This is a genomic window from Microcoleus asticus IPMA8, from assembly GCF_013179805.1.
Lineage (GTDB): Bacteria > Cyanobacteriota > Cyanobacteriia > Cyanobacteriales > Microcoleaceae > Microcoleus > Microcoleus asticus.
The window spans coordinates 18,334-36,555 of sequence record NZ_SRRZ01000014.1; the positions used below are offsets into that span (position 1 = coordinate 18,334).

Consider the following 18,222-nt stretch of genomic DNA (forward strand, 5'->3'; position numbering starts at 1 on the left):
TTTTGAGTTAAAAAATAGGGGCGGCTTTTGTGCGACTTTGGCGCTTAAGCCGCCCCTTTAAATTTTAGTCTTTTTCCCAAACGGCGACAGCTTCCCATCCCAAACCGCGACGAACAACAATCGGTTCGCTTTTTGTTAAATCAAGAATGGTAGAAACTTGATATCCCGGATCGGAACCGTCATCGACAATGACATCTACTAACTTTGACAAACAGTCAAAAAGTTCAGCTTTGCCAAAGCTTTCTGCTTTTGCTGCAGACACCGGTGCTGCACCTTCATCGTCAGTGGTAATGTGAGCGGAAGTTGAAATAATCGGATTTCCCAAGGCTTCCAACAGTGTAAAACAAAGCCGGTGGTCGGGAACGCGAATTCCCGTGGTTTTGCGTTTTGGGTTCATTACCAGCCGCGGCACTAACTTGGTAGCTGGCAGCAGAAATGTGTAAGATCCGGGAATTAATCGCTTGATAATTCTGTATGCTTCATCGCTGACGGCAGCATAGTCGGTAATATTTGACAGAGAGGAACACAAGAACGTTAAAGGCTTATCATTAGATAGTTGCTTGATCTGCCTGACTCGTTCTACAGCAGACTTGGAGTTGAGATCGCAGCCGATCGCGTAAACTGTATCTGTCGGATAAAGCATCACTGCCCCATCTTTCAGAGCTTTTGTAATCTTCTCGATCCGGTCTTTTTGGGGTGCAACTGGATGCACTTCGTAAATAGTTGCCATGTTAAGCTATTGCAGGCTAAGTGGGCGATCGAAATATCGAGTGAAACAATCAATGCTAAAAATTAATTGTTAACAATGAATAAAATAGCTTATTTTGACTGTCCAACCGGCATTGCTGGCGATATGTGCATTGGAGCTCTCGTCCACGCCGGAGTTCCTTTAGACTACCTAATCGAAAAACTCAATTTGCTCGGCATTTCGACAGAGTACCAGTTGTGGACGGAATTAGTCCACCGGAATACTCAACAAGCAACTAAATTTTATGTCGATTTAGCTGCAGATTTGTGGTTAAAACCAAAAAATTCCGCTACCGAACTCGATCCCTCGGAAACGGAATCCCCGACTTTTGACGCCCGCCACCACCATCATCACGGGGAAGAACATTCTCACAGTCACGGCGAAGTAGATGCGGAAATTAGCCACACTCATCACCGCCATTTGCCCGAAATCAAGCAGATTATCGTCTCTGCAAAATTGCCTCCGCGCGTGGAAGCCTGGAGTTTGGCCGTATTTGGAAAATTAGCAGATGCAGAAGGTGCCGTACACGGTATCCCCGCAAGCGAGGTTCACTTTCACGAGGTGGGGGCGACGGATGCAATTATTGATATTGTCGGTACTTGTTTGGGTTTGGATTGGTTGAATATTGACGAATTTTACTTTTCGGCGATGCCGACTGGTGGGGGTACGGTGAAGGCGGCCCACGGTAAGTTAGCGGTGCCGACGCCGGCGGTGATGCGGTTGTGGGAAACGCACCGAGTGCCGGTTTACAGCAACGGGATCGATCGCGAATTGTGCACGCCTACGGGAACTGCGATCGCCTGTACTCTCGCCTCCAGTTTCGGTCCGCCACCGCCGATGCAAATTCAGGCGATCGGTTTGGGTGCAGGCTCTCGAATGCTGGCAATTCCTAATATTTTGCGCCTCTGGATTGGGGAGAAGGAAGAAGGAAGAAGGAAGAAGGAAGAGGGAATAGGGGAGAAGGAAGTATTTAACCAATTCCCAATGGCCAATTCCATAGAAACTATTACGGTACTGGAAACGCAAATTGATGATTTGAGTCCGCAGGCAATCGGCTATGTTTTTGATGCTTTGTTTGCCGCCGGAGCTCTGGATGTTTTTACGGCCCCAATAGTGATGAAAAAGTCGCGGCTGGGGGTTTTGTTAACTACGATTTGTCATCCAGAATTTCAGGATGCTTGTGAAGCAGTTATCTTTCGCGAAACTACTACTTTGGGAATTAGGCGATCGACTCAACAGAGAACTATTTTGCACCGGGAAATCCAGACTGTTCAAACAGAATACGGCGAAGTGCAAATAAAAGTTGCGAAGTCTGGACAAACGATTGTTAACGTGCAGCCGGAATACGAAGATTGCGCGGAAATTGCCAGACTTAAAAATATTAGCTGGCGGGAAGTTCACCGCTTGGCGCTGCAAAGTTGGTACGATCGCACTTAATCAGGACTTACGCACTCCGACAAAGAAACCGGGTTTTTTACCGAATCTGCGGGCCACAACGCAGTATTTTCGTAAAAAACCCGGTTTCTGACCACCCCTGCGTAAATCCTAAGAGCAATCAAAGCCTCTGATATCGGTTTTGAGATGACTGGATAAATTCAGCAGATTAACCGCAGCATAATGTGTCTGGTTTGCTGTTCGATCGCGCAACCAAGCTAAAATATTGCCGAGGTGCTGTTTGAGTTGAATTGCAGTTTCAAAATGGGTTAATAGACGTTCAATTAAAGGATACAAAATCAGTTGAATTTATGAGTCGCCGATCTAGTCTTGGGTTTGGGATTCAATTAAAACATGAGTTTTCAATAAGTTAAGTTTGTTTGCGATCATTTCTTACTCAGCAGTTAGGAGCAAGCGTTCTCTGACATACTCGACGATCGCAGGCTGTAGCGTTAAACTTGTCGATGCGGTATCATTGAGCGATCGCCGATCTTCAATGAGCGATCGTTCAGCCAGCCCCTCCAATGCTTCCATCAGTTGCCGTCCCGAAACTTTGGGCAAAATTTCCGCTTTTAACTTCGCAGGCGTCGCTCCTTCTTGATTAATGGCGATCCAGTACATAATTTTTTGTTGCAGGGGTGACAAGCGATCGAACTGGCGATCGAGCAAATCCCACAAGTCGCTAAAAACAGTATTTCCGTGCACTAAAAATGCGTGAATGTCACCGCCAAAAAGTGTTTTAATAGTCGTTGCAGCAAGTTTGAGGGCGAGGGGATTACCGCCAAAGTAGTTGACAATATCTTGACACTGCAATAGCGTTGCCTTTAATCCTTTGGCCGCGAGGATTTGCTGGCATACTGGCGGTGAAACTCCGAAGAGTTTGAGCGATCGCACGGGTAAATTTTCGCCCGATCGCACAGCAAACCCCCCCGGTTTTTCTCGTCCGGTTAAAATCAGACAACTTTGGTGAGGTTCGTCCGCAACGCGCGCCAATAACTGTCGGTAATCTTCATACCCTTGTTGATATTGTCCGCTGCGATTTCCCCCTTGCAAAATCGACTCCAGATTGTCAAAAACTAACAAACAGCGTTTTTGCCGCAACTGTTCCATGAGAGCAGGAATAGAGTTATTTCTTGTCGCTTCTGAACCAGTTAAAATCGGTAAAATATTGCTGAGGATAACATCTAATTGCGGTGCTTGCTGCAAACTCCGCCAGATTGCGAATTCAAACTGAGATTGAAGTTGCTGAGCGAGTTTGACAGACAGAGAAGTTTTGCCGATACCGCCAAGTCCAAAAATACCGATCAGACGAGTAGAATTTCCCCTAATCCAAGTTTCTAATGTTTCCAGTTCCTGTTGCCGGTTGTAAAATTGAGAAACATCGATCGCTTCTCCCCAATCTTGGATGCAGTTATCTGCTTCGCTAGCGTGCAAGATGCCCGCACTGCAATGCTGGTAGCGGCGCAAGACTGCTTGCAGATTTTGCTTTGAGATTTTTTCGCCGATGATTTGAGAGAGATTGCGCCACAAATGCGAACCGACTTTTTTGATATAGTCATGTTCGTAAAGTAAGCGATCGGCTATCTCTTGATAAGAGTGTCCCTCCCAGGTTTCCAGAAAGACGAGGGATTGAATGTCATTGAGTTTTTGCTTTTTGTTTGCGGATTGTAACAGACTATCAACTAGGGCGATCGCCTCTTGTCCTTTCATAGCTTGCCAATTTGACCTATTCAGTAAATTTACTGATGTTTCATGAGTGCGAGTTGCTGTTCAGGAAAGAAAACAAATTGACTGAATTAACCGCAAGGTAATCCCTTTTATAGTTGGCGGTTTAAACCGATACTAAACAAGCTTTTGTTCGCCTTCCGAGAGTGAGAAATAAGGGGGATATTTAACCCGGATTTGGGATGAGGTTAATTGCACAATCTCAGAGATAAAATCTCAAATCGACTGAGGAATTTACGTAAGTTTACAAAACGATGTCACTTTTTCTCACCGGCAGGGCGATCGGGTTGGTTTATTCTTTGAGTTAATGCAGAGCAAAAGCTATTCAGGCTATTCAAAACTAAAGCTTGTCACTTTTTCTCACCGGCAGGGCGATCGGGGTGGTTTATTCTTTGAGTTAAGGCAGAGAACAAGTTGTTCGGACTGTTCAGAGTTAAACCGCAGATGTGCGGGATAAGCCGACTAGGAAGAGTGTTGTACCGCATCTGCGACACAATTATAAGTTAGACCGACAACTTACAACAAAGGAGAAGTAGCTGTAATGTCTGAAGGATTAAATCTTGGTCCCGACGGAATTGTTCCCAAGCAAGAGTGGATCTACCGTTTCAAAGTTCCTCCTTCTAAACGCGTTCTAATCCGATTTAGCTTTGCTGCATGGTATGAGAATCAGATTTGGATCGGTTCAGTGGAGACTGGTAGTATTCTTGTCAAGAGAGGTAACTACTATGATGGAGCGGATTGGGTTTCAGAAAATAATTCATCTAGTCAATATCTTGAGCTAGGCATCGTCGCATATCGCAAGGACTCACCCCCTGATGGAACTAAACCATTTCATCAAAATCCAATGAAGGTTCGTAGTATAAGCCCTGACCATCGTAGTATCGTAGTTGGTTTTCAAGACTCCCAGTTTGATACACCAATCTTTGGAAATGCAATTGCTGCTGTGAATATACTGGATTAGCCACACATTAGTAATGTGAGCAGTTGCAAAACAATACTGCTAGCTATTAGGATGACGATCGCACCTCATCACCCATTCATCTCCTCACCAAATAACGAGAAATGAAGGTTGCAAGTGTGTTCTTACAAAGCTTTACAAAAGCCTGTCACTTTTTCTCACCGGCAGGGCGATCGGGGGTGCGTTATTAATTAGGGATTCAAGCAAAAACATCTGGTTACACAATCACCTAATGAATATGTTTTTCATACTTCATCATCTAAAATAATTAAAAACATTTTTTTATTAGCAAATAGCAAAGGAGAAGACAAATGCCACAAGATCGCGCTCAAACTTTGCCAAATAGTACAGATGCACCATATGACTAAACATTTAGATTTAGTCAAACTTATCGCTTTGATGGAACTTACCAGTGGTAATGCAGAAATTATAGTCGGGTTAATAGATGGTCCAGTAGCTGTAGAACATCGTGAACTTGCAGGTGAAAATATCCGCTCTCTTCCTGGAATAAAGAGTGGAAACTGTACTCAAAAAAGCAGCATCGCCTGCAAGCATGGAACCTTTGTAGCAGGGATTTTGTTTGGAAAGAGGGATTCTTCAGCCCCTGCCATCTGTCCCAAATGTACTCTGTTGTTACGTCCGATTTTTGCAGAGATAGCATCCGGAACCGAACAGATACCAAGCGCAACTCCTCAAGAACTGGCAACAGCAATAGTCGAGATAGTTGATGCTGGTGTTCATGTATTGAATATGAGCCTTGCACTAGCGCAACCGTCATTTAACGGTCAGCATGAATTAAAACAGGCTTTAGATTATGCAACAAGGCGTGGCGTTATTATTGTTGCGGCAGCGGGGAATCAAGGAACGATTGGAACCTCTGCTATTACTCGACATCCGTGGGTGATTCCGGTTGTGGCATCTGATCTTCAAGGTAGACCTCTTGGTCTGTCCAACTTGGGAAGTTCTATCGGCAGGCGAGGTATCAGCGCTCCTGGTGACGACATTACTAGCCTGACCGCTGACGGCGAACCACTGGCGCTAAGCGGAACGAGTGTGGCCGTCCCGTTTGTGACAGGCGCGATCGCCCTGTTGTGGTCGAAATTTCCAAATGCAACTGCCGCCGAAATAAAACTAGCTATCACCGAAGCTCATAGGCAGCAACACACGACAATTGTTCCACCTTTGTTAGATGCGTGGGCAATGTATCAAGTTATGAAAAAGTTTCATTCTTAAAACAGGAAAATTAAATGACTCAAACTCAAGAACAGTCTACTACCCAGACTCGTGTACCAGCGAACGCCAGTATCAGCGACCAGAGTGCCACAATCGTGGTCTTACCCCAGGGTGAAAATGGAGGCTGTAGCTGTGGAGGAAACAAACAAAATCCCGAGCCTCCTTCCTACGTTTATGCGCTAGGTAAAGTTGGATATCGTTTTTCCAAGCAGTCGATAGAAAAAGAATTTGCTCAAGCCACTGGACGAGTAGACACATCTGGACTTACAGACCAACAAGCTTTTCACGCCGTTCTGTCAGCGCGACACAATCGTTACCTGGCGCGTCAACTGTGTTGGGTGCTAACTATAGAGGGTCTGGAAACCTACCTTTTACACCCAAGCGATCCTGCGGATTTTGATTTGTTAATTGAAGCAATCCGTCCTACTCCTAGTCCTATGGATCTTGATGTTGTTGTTGGTGTCAGAGGTCTTATTGCTCCGCCGGAAGTGTGCAATGGGCTTATGGTTCCCATTGTTGTATTCGACCACATTTATTCCTTCGACCGCGATTCACTTATCCAATCTATCCCGCGACCAGAGGCAATTTCCCCAGAACAATTTACGCCTGCTGCTGAAGAACTTTTCGCAAGGCTCATGCAAATGGCTGACAATGCAGGCACAACTGATGAGCATCGCGCTTTAAATTATCTGGCAGTTCGTTATCCAGCCATTTATACAACAACTGCTGAAGCTTTTGGACGCAACCTTTCATTGACAGCAGTGGAAATTCGTCCTTCCCGGTTAAGTGGTGTCCGCAAAATTGTCGATGTCATCTTTGCTTTTACCAATCGCAGTACGGATGTTACCGAGAAATATTTTGTCCGCGTAGACGTGACAGAGGAGTTTCCTTTCCTGGTTACAAGGATGTCGCCCTACTACGACCGTTAAATTTCTAGACTTTAAAGGAGGTGATGAAGTATGAGCTAGCCCAAACCAACTGTGTTTTCTGCGTAGACGTGTCCGAAAAATTTACACCATCGGTTACCAATTGTCTCACTAAGACTGTTGAATTTGAAAACATCAAAGGAGCTACTTGACATGAGTTTACCTGGATTTACAGCTGAAGCAGCAGTTTACAATACTAGCCAGAACTATCGTATGTCTGGCGCTGACGTTATTTCCACCACAGAGGTGATACTACAAGGTTGTAACTGGAGGAAGAAAATTCGCTGCGCTGCAGCAGTGGCTGCTTGCGGTGCTACCTGTGCTAGTGGTGTCGGTACCGCTGCGTGCATTGCATGTTTTGCTGGTGTTGGAGCAAGTAGTTGTGTTGACTGCTTGTAGAGTTTAATCTCAAGTTCTCCCTTTTCAGGAGAACTTGAGATTCAGGAAATAGCAGACATTTTCCAGTCTAAAAATGCTGGTATCAGAATAGATATCCAATTATACGATGAGGATTGTTTATGACAAAGCTAAAACTTATATCTCTTGAGTGCCATAAAACAGAGGATAGCTCTGGGGCTGATGAACCCTATTTGCGTGTCAATGGTCAAAATGTTTGGGGGCCTATCAGTCTTAATGATGGACAGTCAGCAACTATAAACGAGATAGTTGAATTTACCAACTCGGCTGAGATAAAGCTTTACGATCAGGATGTTGGTAGCTGGTTTGATACAGATGATGACTTAGGTACTTTGACCGCTAATCTTTCTCAAATTGGCAAAGGAGAACAAAGAGGCAAGTTTACTAAAGACGGAGCCGATTACACTTTGATTTGGGAAGTTTTAAACTGATAATTCTTTAATTTGCGGATTCATATCTAGCTTGCACTCAACTGATTATTGACAGGGCGATCGCACCTCATCACTCCTTCATCTCCTCACCAAATAACAGGAAATGAATTTGAAGAGTGCGATCGCTCTTTCCCCCTAGTTCAGCAATAAATAAGTTATGACTTCGTTAAATTTTAACCTTTTAGGTAGTCAATCAAAGGACACATTTTTTTAGCCTTGAAACTAAACCAAAATTGTCGGAACATGGAAAGGAATTTGCCAAATCTTTCCCTGGTAATAATGGAAAATACTCGACAATACGAGCCATGAGTTTTATTGCGCTGATTGCAGCGATCGTGTTTGGTGCAATAACAATAACAATAACTAGCAATGATTCAGAGGGCAAATAAATTACAACTGCTTTTTTAGTTGCTGCTTTTGCGCCAAAAGCTGTTCAAAGATTTGCAGAACGTGCGTAAGTAAAGTTGAGTTAGATGGAGGATTAAAGCAGCCGCCGCGCTTGTAAAATCTGTTGTTGCCATTGCTCAAAAGTCTCTATATTTGAGTTACCATCTTTCTCAACGATCGCCCTTATTTGCTCCATAAGCTCGATCGCCAGCGGTACGCCAAGCTGCAATTGCTCCAAAACCTCCCGTTGGGCAAAAACGGTTTCCGGTGTTCCTTCTAAAATCAGTTGTCCTCGATCCATTACAAACGCCCAATCAGCCCAGCGGTAGATGAAATCGAGGTCGTGACTTGCTAAAAGGATCGTGGTTCCGGCGCTGTGAATTTGTTGGAGTAAACCGATCAGTTGTCGGATGTGACGCGGGTCGAGATAGGCGGTAGGTTCATCTAGCAGCAGCAGTTTGGGCTTGAGAACCATGATATCGGCGATCGACACCCGCTTTTTCTGCCCCAAACTGAGATTGTGAATTGGTTCGCGGGCGAGTTCGCTTAGATCGAATTGCTCGATCGCCTGCTGCACCTGTTGAGCTATTTCGGATTCTCTCAAACCTAAATTGTACAATCCGTAGGAGATATCTTCTTCTACCGTCGAAGCTACTAATTGATGTTCGGGATTTTGAAAGACGAGTCCGATTTGTTGGCGCAGTTGCATCAAAGATTTGCGATCGTAGCGGAATGGTTCACCTTGCCAGCGAATGAAGCCCTGTTGCGGTTGATATAAGCCATTTGCTAACAGGAAAAAGGTAGTTTTGCCGCAGCCGTTTTGACCGATCAGCCCGCAGCGTTTCCCGGCGGGGACTTTGAGGTTTAAACCCTGAATTGCCACTCGCGAACCGCAGGGATATGAGTAGGAAGTGCGATCGAATTCGAGAATCCATTCAGACATATTCGTTATTTTTTACTTTTTATAGCCTTGTTCCCAGGCTCTGCCTGGGAATAAATACCGGGAGGCTCTGCCTCCAATTACCGATTACCGATTACAAATTTTCATTGTATTTGTGTCAGTTTTCATCTGTTTTTGACAACTGCCACAGTTGAATTTCATAACAAAGATGTTGCTCAAAAAGTTGGCTGGCCTCCAATCCTTCAATAACCAGCTTCTTGAACCAGCGACGAAATATCCAGCGCAGGAATTTGTGAACGGGCGGAACTGCGATCGCAATTAAATCTGCAACATAGATCATCGTATTCAGTCCATATCTGCGGAAAGTATCGACATACAAATCGATTGTCGGTACAATATGAGCGGAAATATCCTCAGTTTTGACTAAAGTGAATCCAGCCTGCTTTAATGCTGCATGAAGTTCCGTAACAACATGACAATTAGAGAACATTCCCTCTTTATAATTAGCATCAGAACGCAGCATATCGGCAAGCAGCACGTAGCCACCCTGATTGAGGATTTTGGCGGCACCATTAGCAATATCAACAGCCGACATATACTGGCTACTTTCGCTAAAGAGAATAAGATCGTAGAAATGGGTTGCTTTGAAGTCTTCAAACCTCGTGAGGTGGAAGATTGCCCGATCGCCCGTACACTTAAGAAATCGCTGTTGTTGGAACGGATCGGGTGCGAGCCCTTCCACTGCAAAACCTCGATCGAGCAAATAAGCCGCATTTCCGCCAATCCCGCAGCCCACATCCAGTATCGTATGAGTGCCTTTGGGGATCGCATCCAACAGTTTTACAGTATAAGCTTGCTGAGCGATGCGCAATCGGGCGATCGTTAGTTCGTCAGCGGGCACAGGTAGGGTTTCCCAATAGCCGTAGTGAAGGTAGGGCGAATCTGTCAGGCCCAAATAGTAATTAAGCGCTGCATTTTGGTAGCGAGTTACCTTGGAAATTTCGATTGATTTTGGCTTCGACATTCGGAAAATTTAGTAAGTTTTAGGATTTCGGGCAGAGTTGAAATTCTTCCCAGCGCTTGCATACTTGTTCATAGCACTCAACAGGAGAAATTGCCAATTTTTGCAACAAATTGATATCAATCTGACCGTTGGCGATCGACAAAAATATAATTGCTTCCTTGGGTTCGTAGCTAGCAATGATTTGGAGCAGATTTGAAACAGTATTTTCCTCTACTTCTAGTTGTTGCAAATAAGCAGTTGCGTACAATTGGGAAATAAATTGCAGATCGTACTTTATAGTATCTACACTCCAATTCACAGAGCCGTTAATGGGAGTATTGATTTTGCAAGCAACCAAGCCTCGCCCTCGATGCAAAAAGCCATTCCAAGCAGTATGTCCGATCGACAAAATATTCTGGTGAATAAACAAGTTTTGCCAGTAGCCAAAACTACCCTGCCAAACACTATCTTCGATTCGCATTTTTTTTAGTTTCCCGCTGCCTATAATTTCGTTATTGTCGATGATCGGCAAACGGATCACAACAGCAGATTATTTGTAAAAATATTGAACTCACCATCATCCATACCTCGCAGATGAAAAACAACAGGTAAACAAATCGGCGGGCATCCTGACTCAGAGATGCAATGATCTCATTACAGTTGCGGGACAGCGCCGGATTCGCACCGAACTTTCCCCCTTGCGTCTGATGTGTGTTGTTCATCAGAGCCGATCGATATACGGGGATATTACCACTATTTGGGATATTTGACAAAAAACTGTCTGCCTATTCACCAAACTCAATATTTTCATACAAATCCGCCAGCGAAATCTCCACAGGAATAGAGGTTAAAGTCAGCCGATCGCCCATACAGCTATATTCCGAAAAAATCCACTTATTCGCATCAGTTTTAGAATATTGCTCCACCCGTAGCCGATATTGATCGATTAATAAATACTCCTGAAAACTAGGAATACTGCGATAGGCAGCAAACTTTTCATCGCGGTCATAAGCTTTAGTACCTTTAGACAGCACCTCAGCAATCAGGAGAGGATTGGTAATTGTATCCGTCCGTCCAGATTGCAGCTCGATCGGTTTCGCAACCACCATCACATCCGGGTAAGTATAATTATTAAGCTGGGGAATCCACAGCCGCTGATCCGAACTAAAAGTCCGATATGGTTTCCCTTTTAACGCCAGTTTCAGCGCAACAACTAAATTAGTGGTAATTTCATTGTGATCCGGTGTGCCGCCAGCCATCAGAACAATCTCCCCATTGATAAATTCATGCCGATCCTGAGAATTGATTTCCAATTCTAGATATTCCTCAGCCGTGTAGGTTTTGGTTTCAACTGGCGCGATCATAAACAACGCTCTCCTTTAATCTACTCATTTCATTTTATCTTAAAAATTTGGCTTCACCAGAAAAGTATATTTTAATCATGCTAAGAAACAGGCAAGATGCCTGTTCCACAAAGAGGGAATTTTATTGTGGGGCGGACAGGATGCCCGTCCCTGAAAGGCTGATTGAGAATGTGCAAGATGTGAGTCCGATCGCACTTAAAAAACTTACCGCAGCGGGACAAAGTTATAGCCAGTGCTTCCTCCTTGTTTAACTTGCACTAAAATCGGCTTACCCGCCCGATCGCCCGTGGGCAAAAACTTCACATCATCGCTTGCTCCCGGTGTCGAAAAACTCGTATTTCTGAGTGCTTGTTGCAACCCTTCCCGCGTATTACTTTGCCGCAAGCCAGCGATGACAGCTTGAGTCGCATCAAAACTCGTTGCTGTTCGCCAATTCACAATTCCTCCCCAACGCTGGCGGGAATTTTCTGGGAAACGGCTACCGGGATTAGTTTCAGGATGCCAGGGAACAGGCAATACTAAGCCGTTAACGTCGCTTTGTCCGTCTTTTAATGTTTGAATGGTGTACATTGTGGTGCTGCCGTAGAGTGGCAATTTGCCTCGATTGATGCGAGCCAGAGAAATCGCACGGTCAATGCGATCGACGTGGGGTGCTACCATCAATCCTTGTGCACCTTTGCTGACAGCATCGGCGATCGCACTTTCGGGATTAAAAGAAGGGATTGAAAAGTCGCAAACAGTCGGAACTAATTTGCCTCCAGCAGCAGTAAGAGAGGCCACAAATTCATCTTTAAAGGAGATGTTATCGGGTGCTTGGGAGTCGTAACAAATGGCAATATTAGTTTTGCCTGCTGTTTTGACTGCATATTCTGCTAAAGGAGCTGCCATTAAGCTAATATTGGGTACTGTCCGAAATATGTAGCTGCCAAAACCTGATAGATTATTAGCCAAGCTCGTCGGTGTCACCATTACCAGTTTTTCTTGCTGATATATCGGAGCAGCTTCGAGAGATGCGTTGCTAGCATTGTGTCCAATTACTGCTAGTATATTCTGATCTTTTGTCAATGTCTTTGCAACCTCTCTGACCACTTCTGGACTGTTGTCATCGTTGACTATTTCTACTTGGAGTTCTGCGCCGTTGATGCCACCGCTAGTATTAATTTCATCCTGAGCTTGGGCAACACCTCGAAGGATTTCTTGGGCGACATTGGGGTTGCTACCAATGGGGACGCTGACAGCAATTTTTAAGGAAGAACCATTGCTGGCTCGGGCATTATTGAAATAGATCACGGTTTCCGGGTCGTTGCGATTTTGTTGCAGCGATTTCTGAAAATATTCGGCGGCAGATTGGTAATTTCCATCAGCAAAAGCTTGAACTCCTGCTTGTTTTGCTGCTGTTGTTTGGGATGTCACCAATATCCGATTTCCTAAACTGATGCGATTTGCGATCGCTCCCGATGCGCTCGTTGCCGATGTAGATGTAGATATAGGTGTATTTGAAGTTTTGGCATTCAATAAACCGGGAAGGAACTTGTATGCGCCAAACCCAATTAAGCCGATGGCAATAATAAAAACAATGGGCGGTGGGGTGTTTTTTTTGTTAGTATCTTGATACATGATTTTTTTTTCGGTATTTTGATACTGTAATTATTCATTAAATTACTGTTCACGTCAATTCATATAATTCATTAATTAAGTTCATAAAAGTCATATTTGTAATAGCTGTTGCAGGAAGTGCGATCGCCCTTATTCAAATCTAGCCCGCTAAACTAACGATAATACGAGAATTATCAACTATAGGACTTACCCACCGGCGATCGGAAACCGGGTTTTCTACTGAATCTGCGATGCTCTAAAAAGTATTTTCGTAAAAAACCCGGTTTCTGGGACCTCATGCTAAGTCCCAAGAATAAATTTAGCGTTGAAATACTGCGCTTAAAATGGTTAAAACCGTGCAACCAAACACGGCTTCCAATGTATATCTTCGCGAAGGTTTATAAGGGGAAGAATGCCAAACGCGCAGTTCTCCATTAAAGCCGCGCGAGGCTAAACTCAAGGAAACTTGACGGTAGTTTTCCAAAGTTCGCTGAAGCAATTGCCCGATTAAAATGCCTAAACTACGCATTCCCAGTTTCCAAGTGCGATAGCCGCAGCGGGAGTTTTGGGCTATCCAAAGTTCATCGGCGATCGCCAATAAGCTAAAAATAAACCGATACATTAGTAATAGCAGTTCTGTGACTAACTCTGGACAGCGTAATTGTCTGAGAATCTGCAAAATTTCGGTAAATGGAACCGTCAAGAGGATGAAATACATACAGCTTGTCGATGCGAAGGCGCGGGCAAATAGCAAGCTCACTTGGTATATCCCAGTGCGGCTCACATAGAGATAAAAAGTGCCGGTGCTAATGCCCCAACCTTGCCAAATATCCCACTGAATTGCGGGGATACGATCGCCCGCAACCGCACCCATTGCCAAAGCAGGCAAACTTGTCAGCAAAAACATCAACGGTAGCGACAGCAACCGCAGGTAAAGTTTCCCCGGAATGCCTGCATAGACGACGATCCAGACGGCTAACCAAAGGGCGATCGAGAATTGGACGATCGCCCCAGAAACCAGAGACAGAATTAAAAGGGCGATCGCAAAGGATAATTTGTGGGTTGGCGGCAACCCGCGCAAGCGATTTGTATAAGCCAGACTGTCAATCTGATGGTTCATTCCGACGGCTATTCATCATCAGATTTTTGTCGCTGCGATCGCCCCTTGTACAGCCCGACCGCGTAGCCAATTACGCCCGCTCCTAGCGCCGCTTGAGTCGCAAACAGCAAACTTTCAATTTCTCCGCTAGCAGGCTCAAAAAAGTGGTTAAACCAAGGTTGATAGTCCGGTTGAATTTCCGTAATCGCTTTCTCAGCTTCCCCATCCGCTCCGCCGTATTCACCCCGGACAAAAACTAGGGGAATAACGGCAAGCGCGATAACAGCAATTACCAACATCCAATTTTGTTGTGAAGTAGCTTGCTGATTTCTTGTGTTTTTTTGACTCATGGCTTATGACTCCTGTCTCATCAATAACTTGAGAGTTTCTAGCTCTTGCTGCCCGTAAGAATGCAGCCAATTCCAGACCAATACAGTCAGCAATCCCTCGCTAATCGCCAGGGGTACTTGAGTGATAGCAAATATGCCAGCAAACTTGAGAAACGAAGCCATAAAACCGCCGCTTGCTGCCGGGAAAGCTAATGCTAATTGAATCGAAGTCGTCACATAAGTCAGCAAATCTGCCAAAGCCGCCGCACAAAAAATTGCCGCACGCTGGCTACCAGTTCGCAACAGCAATTGATAGATAAAATAGGCAGCGAAAGGGCCGACAATCGCCATCGAAAACATATTCGCTCCCAGCGTTGTCAGCCCGCCGTGAGCTAACAGTAACGTTTGAAACAACAGGACTAAAGCCCCCAGTACCGCCATCACCGAAGGGCCGAACAAAATTGCACCCAAACCCGTACCTGTCGGGTGAGAACAACTCCCCGTTACCGATGGAATTTTTAAAGCAGAAAGTACAAAAGTAAACGCACCCGCCAAAGCTAGCAATAGTTTAAGTTCTGGGTGTTCTTTTGTAATGCGAGTAATTGAGCGCAAACCTACTGCAAAAAAAGGCAACGCCACCATCCACCAAAATGCCGCCCATTGCACCGGTAAAAAACCTTCCGAAATGTGCATAGCTGCGGCGGGCGTTGCCGAGGCCAGGACAATATAACAACTCAAGCCAGCCATCAATCCCAAGCTGACCAATTTCCGATTTCCGGTCTTCACGCTGAACCTCGCAGATGAGACAATGTAAATTAACACATCGGCGGGCATCCTGACTCAGAAAGCGACATGACTTTCATTACAGTTGCGGGACAGCGCCGGACTTGCACCGAACTTTCCCCGTTTCCTCTAATGGCTGCTCCCCATTAGAACCGAATCGTTAGGCTTAGTATAGTCGATCGCGTAAGTCTCAGCAAATCTTTTACAAAAATTACATCAGATTAACTAAGTCAAAATTACCTATCATCTTCTCTTCTCTTCCTTCGCGTCTTGGCGGTTCGTTCAATAAATACTATTGCCAAACAAATCAACGGTATAATATTAGTTAGTTTTGAGGAAAGCCGCAATGTTACAGTACAACTTGCCGAGGAACTTGCCCTCCGCCGATGAACTACCAGACTCCGATGAAACACCTGTGGATAACGAACTGCAAGAACTAATACCGGGATTGCTAAAAGCAATCTTGCTGATACTTTGGTCAGAGCGCATGGACTGGTTTTTTGGCATAGATATGGGTATCTATTATCACCCCGATAAACCTGCCATTGTGCCAGATGCTTTCTTGAGTTTAGGTGTAGAAAGGTTTTATGATGAAGAATTGCGTCCCAGTTACGTGCTGTGGGATGAAAATGTTTTGCCGACTTTTGTGCTGGAAGTAGTTTCCCCAACTTATCGCAAGGAATACAGCACAAAGTTGGAGGAATATCAAGCTTTAGGCGTACTTTATTACGTCATTTATTCTTCCCGCCGCCGCCGTAAACCCCGTTTGGAAGTACATAAGTTAGTCAATGGGAAGTATGAATTACAGCCAGGACAGCCAGTTTGGATGCCAGAAATTGGTTTGGGGATTGGTTGTGAAAGGGGAAATTATTCTGGGGTGACAAGAGAGTGGTTGTATTGGTATGATGCCGATGGCAAACGTTATCTGACTCCTGAAGAAAAGATAAAAGAATCAGCGCAGCGCGCCCAACAGGAATCGCAGCGCGCCGATCGACTAGCCAAGCGATTGCGAGAGTTGGGGATAGATCCTGATAATCTGAGCTGATGGCAATCAAGAGCACCAGACTGACGGACTCTGGACGCTTAAAAACCGGGTTTTTAAACCGAGATCGATCGTCCTCAACGGAGGATTTTCTGGAAAAAACCCGGTTTCTGCGTCCAGAAATGTGTGAATATTTATCGCAAAAATCAGGAAAGATCGAGCTAGATCTGGGAAAAACAGAGAGTTGGACGGCAAACATTGAGATCCAGCTCGAAAAGATGAAAATCAGGAGAGGTTATTAAATAATGGTCATGGATCTGCGTTCTTACGATGTCATCTGTTTTGGTGATGAAGTTCCAGGAGTTCTAGCTGTTATCTCTGCCTCCAGAGAATATCTTCGCCGAACAAAGCGTTATCCGCGAATTCTACTGATGTCGAAAGCAAGCTTGCAAGAAGGAATTGGCGGACATTTGGTAAGAGGCGGTCTTGCTTATTTAGATAGAAGTCAGATTAGTGAAGAACTTCAACAATCTTTAAAGTTAGATATCTTTGGTTCACCGGCGACAATCTATAAAGAATTATTACAAAAATCCGGCGTTAAGGCAATTGCACTTGACCCCCGCAAAGCCAGTGCAGCGCTGAAAGAAATGCTGGTACAAGCTGGGGCCGATCTCCTCAGCAAAGTAGAAATTCAATCAGTCACTAAGGCAGGCCAAAAAATTGCCAGTATAACCACCTCTCAAGGCGTAGTTTATGCCGGCAAGCAATTTATTGATGCCACTGTCAATGCCGAATTAGCTCAAGCTGCTGGTGTGAGAAAGCTGAAGGGATTTGAAACATTTGGTCTGCCTAATTCAGAACTTCCAGTCACCCTCGTTTTTGAAACTCAAGGACTCAGTGCAAGAGCACTGAAAGAATTCGATTATATTTATCTAAAACGCTTTACCAACCTGGCCGATGCAGAGAGTCAAAAATTTTTGCTGTACGCTGCCGACAAGGATGCCAAACTAGCAGAAGAACTCCGGCGGGAAATGAGGGACACTAAAGGCAATCTCAAAACTCTGTGGGCGGGTAACGATTACATCGATGTTCGCTCGCCGGCTCTGTCTGTAGCTTACCACTCGTTTAGAGGAAGAAAACTATCTTTTTCTGAAACTGGCATAATTTTAGATGAGGGAAATATAGCAATACTTCCAAATGAAAGACTTTCGTGGAATGCGCTTTTATTCGCAGTCACCGCCAGCGAAGCAGAAGCCTTAGCTAGAAGCGGGAGCAAACCCACGGCTAATATGCAAAGAGAGATGTTATTTATTACAACTTGGCTGAAGAGTTTGGGCGCTAGTTCTGTTACTTATGCCTCAGAGCTTTATATCAGACACGCGGGCAATGTGACGGGAGTTGTAGAACCTTTAACTGGCGCACAAATGCTGTTAGGTGGCGTACCTGCTAATGAAGCGCTGGCAACATTTAGCTATCATTTTGATGTACGCGGAGGAATCCAGGGTATTCGCGACAAAGCAACTCGTCTAGGATGGTTTAAAAGTCTGAGTTTTCAACACCCTATCTTTAATGTTGGCATCCGCCACGCATTAATTAAAAACGTTCCTAACCTGGCAGTGGTTAGTCCCTGTTCTGGATTTGAAGGGTTTGCTTGTTCTGTCGGCAGAATTGTGGAATTCAACGCCGCAGTTGGTCAAGGTGTTGGTATCGCTGCGGTTAATGCCATTCTAAATAACAAAAATCTAGCCGATGTATCTAACCGAGAAGTGAGACAAGTTCTCGCTGAAACAGGCCAGTTACCTAAAATTTTTGGAACTCCAAATAATGGTGATGCAATGCTATTGGCGCAATTCGAGACTCTTGCCAGTTCGGATGCTATTGCGTAATATCAATTTCAATAAACAAT

At 44.8% G+C, this 18,222-nt stretch carries 18 protein-coding genes and 2 riboswitches; of the genes, 7 read left to right on the forward strand and 11 right to left on the reverse strand.

Translation table 11 applies throughout. The features are described 5' to 3' along the window. Positions 1 to 64 precede the first annotated feature (64 nt). The gene (locus tag E5S67_RS05495; RefSeq protein ID WP_172186060.1) at positions 65 to 730 is read right to left on the reverse strand and encodes an L-threonylcarbamoyladenylate synthase; all 666 of its coding nucleotides are present in this window, start codon (positions 728 to 730) and stop codon (positions 65 to 67) included. Positions 731 to 805: 75 nt separating this feature from the next. Here E5S67_RS05495 and larC point away from each other — a divergent pair, with 75 nt between their 5' ends. Next, positions 806 to 2,185, forward strand: coding sequence for a nickel pincer cofactor biosynthesis protein LarC (larC, locus tag E5S67_RS05500; protein ID WP_172186061.1), 1,380 nt, complete (start codon positions 806 to 808; stop codon positions 2,183 to 2,185). A gap of 108 nt (positions 2,186 to 2,293) precedes the next feature. Here the strand turns inward: larC and E5S67_RS05505 are convergent, their stop codons facing one another. Together E5S67_RS05505 and E5S67_RS05510 are read right to left on the reverse strand one after the other, a co-directional pair. After that, a complete protein-coding gene (locus E5S67_RS05505; protein WP_172186062.1) occupies positions 2,294 to 2,479 on the reverse strand; it encodes a hypothetical protein in 186 nt (61 codons plus the stop codon). A gap of 96 nt (positions 2,480 to 2,575) precedes the next feature. Further along, a complete protein-coding gene (locus E5S67_RS05510; protein ID WP_172186063.1) occupies positions 2,576 to 3,892 on the reverse strand; it encodes a helix-turn-helix domain-containing protein in 1,317 nt (438 codons plus the stop codon). 556 nt (positions 3,893 to 4,448) lie between these two features. Between E5S67_RS05510 and E5S67_RS05515 the strand changes: the two genes are divergently transcribed. The 4 genes from E5S67_RS05515 (at position 4,449) to E5S67_RS05535 (ending at position 7,872) form a co-directional block, all read left to right on the forward strand. Then, the gene (locus E5S67_RS05515) at positions 4,449 to 4,868 is read left to right on the forward strand and encodes a hypothetical protein (protein WP_172186064.1); all 420 of its coding nucleotides are present in this window, start codon (positions 4,449 to 4,451) and stop codon (positions 4,866 to 4,868) included. Positions 4,869 to 5,225: 357 nt separating this feature from the next. Further along, the gene (locus E5S67_RS05520) at positions 5,226 to 6,098 is read left to right on the forward strand and encodes a S8 family serine peptidase (RefSeq protein WP_216670214.1); all 873 of its coding nucleotides are present in this window, start codon (positions 5,226 to 5,228) and stop codon (positions 6,096 to 6,098) included. 14 nt (positions 6,099 to 6,112) lie between these two features. Further along, entirely contained in the window at positions 6,113 to 7,027 is a 915-nt protein-coding gene (locus E5S67_RS05525) for a cyanobactin maturation protease PatG family protein (protein ID WP_172186065.1), read from the forward strand. Positions 7,028 to 7,542: 515 nt separating this feature from the next. After that, positions 7,543 to 7,872 (forward strand): hypothetical protein, encoded by a 330-nt coding sequence (locus tag E5S67_RS05535; RefSeq protein WP_172186067.1) that lies wholly within the window; start codon positions 7,543 to 7,545, stop codon positions 7,870 to 7,872. A 481-nt stretch (positions 7,873 to 8,353) separates the two neighbouring features. Here E5S67_RS05535 and E5S67_RS05540 read toward each other — a convergent pair whose 3' ends face one another. The 8 genes from E5S67_RS05540 to E5S67_RS05575 form a co-directional block, all read right to left on the reverse strand. Further along, the gene (locus tag E5S67_RS05540) at positions 8,354 to 9,202 is read right to left on the reverse strand and encodes an energy-coupling factor ABC transporter ATP-binding protein (RefSeq protein WP_172186068.1); all 849 of its coding nucleotides are present in this window, start codon (positions 9,200 to 9,202) and stop codon (positions 8,354 to 8,356) included. A 115-nt stretch (positions 9,203 to 9,317) separates the two neighbouring features. Then, the gene (locus E5S67_RS05545; protein WP_172186069.1) at positions 9,318 to 10,184 is read right to left on the reverse strand and encodes an SAM-dependent methyltransferase; all 867 of its coding nucleotides are present in this window, start codon (positions 10,182 to 10,184) and stop codon (positions 9,318 to 9,320) included. A 19-nt stretch (positions 10,185 to 10,203) separates the two neighbouring features. After that, complete coding sequence (locus E5S67_RS05550) at positions 10,204 to 10,644, reverse strand: hypothetical protein (RefSeq protein WP_172186070.1); 441 nt, start codon at positions 10,642 to 10,644, stop codon at positions 10,204 to 10,206. 121 nt (positions 10,645 to 10,765) lie between these two features. Further along, positions 10,766 to 10,910, reverse strand: a riboswitch (cobalamin riboswitch). Positions 10,911 to 10,948: 38 nt separating this feature from the next. Beyond that, the gene (locus E5S67_RS05555) at positions 10,949 to 11,527 is read right to left on the reverse strand and encodes a Uma2 family endonuclease (RefSeq protein ID WP_172186071.1); all 579 of its coding nucleotides are present in this window, start codon (positions 11,525 to 11,527) and stop codon (positions 10,949 to 10,951) included. A gap of 204 nt (positions 11,528 to 11,731) precedes the next feature. Continuing rightward, positions 11,732 to 13,144, reverse strand: a complete 1,413-nt coding sequence (locus E5S67_RS05560) for an ABC transporter substrate-binding protein (protein ID WP_172186072.1) — start codon at positions 13,142 to 13,144, stop codon at positions 11,732 to 11,734. 298 nt (positions 13,145 to 13,442) lie between these two features. Continuing rightward, positions 13,443 to 14,243, reverse strand: a complete 801-nt coding sequence (gene cbiQ, locus E5S67_RS05565; protein ID WP_172186073.1) for a cobalt ECF transporter T component CbiQ — start codon at positions 14,241 to 14,243, stop codon at positions 13,443 to 13,445. Between the two features lie 8 nt (positions 14,244 to 14,251). Further along, entirely contained in the window at positions 14,252 to 14,572 is a 321-nt protein-coding gene (locus E5S67_RS05570) for an energy-coupling factor ABC transporter substrate-binding protein (protein WP_172186074.1), read from the reverse strand. 3 nt (positions 14,573 to 14,575) lie between these two features. Then, the gene (locus E5S67_RS05575; RefSeq protein WP_172186118.1) at positions 14,576 to 15,298 is read right to left on the reverse strand and encodes an energy-coupling factor ABC transporter permease; all 723 of its coding nucleotides are present in this window, start codon (positions 15,296 to 15,298) and stop codon (positions 14,576 to 14,578) included. Positions 15,299 to 15,359: 61 nt separating this feature from the next. Next, positions 15,360 to 15,506, reverse strand: a riboswitch (cobalamin riboswitch). Positions 15,507 to 15,680: 174 nt separating this feature from the next. On the opposite strand from E5S67_RS05575, the gene E5S67_RS05580 reads away from it, so the two are divergent. Further along, positions 15,681 to 16,379, forward strand: a complete 699-nt coding sequence (locus E5S67_RS05580) for a Uma2 family endonuclease (protein WP_172186075.1) — start codon at positions 15,681 to 15,683, stop codon at positions 16,377 to 16,379. Positions 16,380 to 16,621: 242 nt separating this feature from the next. Then, positions 16,622 to 18,202: an FAD-dependent oxidoreductase gene (locus E5S67_RS05585; protein WP_172186076.1), complete on the forward strand. Its 1,581-nt coding sequence runs from the start codon at positions 16,622 to 16,624 to the stop codon at positions 18,200 to 18,202. Positions 18,203 to 18,222: the final 20 nt, after the last annotated feature.

Bases quoted from the DNA above. Each gene is read 5' to 3' on its own strand.
- E5S67_RS05495 (WP_172186060.1), bottom strand. From the start codon at position 730: ATGGCAACTATTTACGAAGTGCATCCAGTTGCACCCCAAAAAGACCGG.
- larC (WP_172186061.1), top strand. From the start codon at position 806: ATGAATAAAATAGCTTATTTTGACTGTCCAACCGGCATTGCTGGCGAT.
- E5S67_RS05510 (WP_172186063.1), bottom strand. From the start codon at position 3,892: ATGAAAGGACAAGAGGCGATCGCCCTAGTTGATAGTCTGTTACAATCC.
- E5S67_RS05515 (WP_172186064.1), top strand. From the start codon at position 4,449: ATGTCTGAAGGATTAAATCTTGGTCCCGACGGAATTGTTCCCAAGCAA.
- E5S67_RS05520 (WP_216670214.1), top strand. From the start codon at position 5,226: ATGACTAAACATTTAGATTTAGTCAAACTTATCGCTTTGATGGAACTT.
- E5S67_RS05525 (WP_172186065.1), top strand. From the start codon at position 6,113: ATGACTCAAACTCAAGAACAGTCTACTACCCAGACTCGTGTACCAGCG.
- E5S67_RS05535 (WP_172186067.1), top strand. From the start codon at position 7,543: ATGACAAAGCTAAAACTTATATCTCTTGAGTGCCATAAAACAGAGGAT.
- E5S67_RS05540 (WP_172186068.1), bottom strand. From the start codon at position 9,202: ATGTCTGAATGGATTCTCGAATTCGATCGCACTTCCTACTCATATCCC.
- E5S67_RS05545 (WP_172186069.1), bottom strand. From the start codon at position 10,184: ATGTCGAAGCCAAAATCAATCGAAATTTCCAAGGTAACTCGCTACCAA.
- E5S67_RS05550 (WP_172186070.1), bottom strand. From the start codon at position 10,644: ATGCGAATCGAAGATAGTGTTTGGCAGGGTAGTTTTGGCTACTGGCAA.
- E5S67_RS05555 (WP_172186071.1), bottom strand. From the start codon at position 11,527: ATGATCGCGCCAGTTGAAACCAAAACCTACACGGCTGAGGAATATCTA.
- E5S67_RS05560 (WP_172186072.1), bottom strand. From the start codon at position 13,144: ATGTATCAAGATACTAACAAAAAAAACACCCCACCGCCCATTGTTTTT.
- cbiQ (WP_172186073.1), bottom strand. From the start codon at position 14,243: ATGAACCATCAGATTGACAGTCTGGCTTATACAAATCGCTTGCGCGGG.
- E5S67_RS05570 (WP_172186074.1), bottom strand. From the start codon at position 14,572: ATGAGTCAAAAAAACACAAGAAATCAGCAAGCTACTTCACAACAAAAT.
- E5S67_RS05575 (WP_172186118.1), bottom strand. From the start codon at position 15,298: ATGGCTGGCTTGAGTTGTTATATTGTCCTGGCCTCGGCAACGCCCGCC.
- E5S67_RS05580 (WP_172186075.1), top strand. From the start codon at position 15,681: ATGTTACAGTACAACTTGCCGAGGAACTTGCCCTCCGCCGATGAACTA.
- E5S67_RS05585 (WP_172186076.1), top strand. From the start codon at position 16,622: ATGGTCATGGATCTGCGTTCTTACGATGTCATCTGTTTTGGTGATGAA.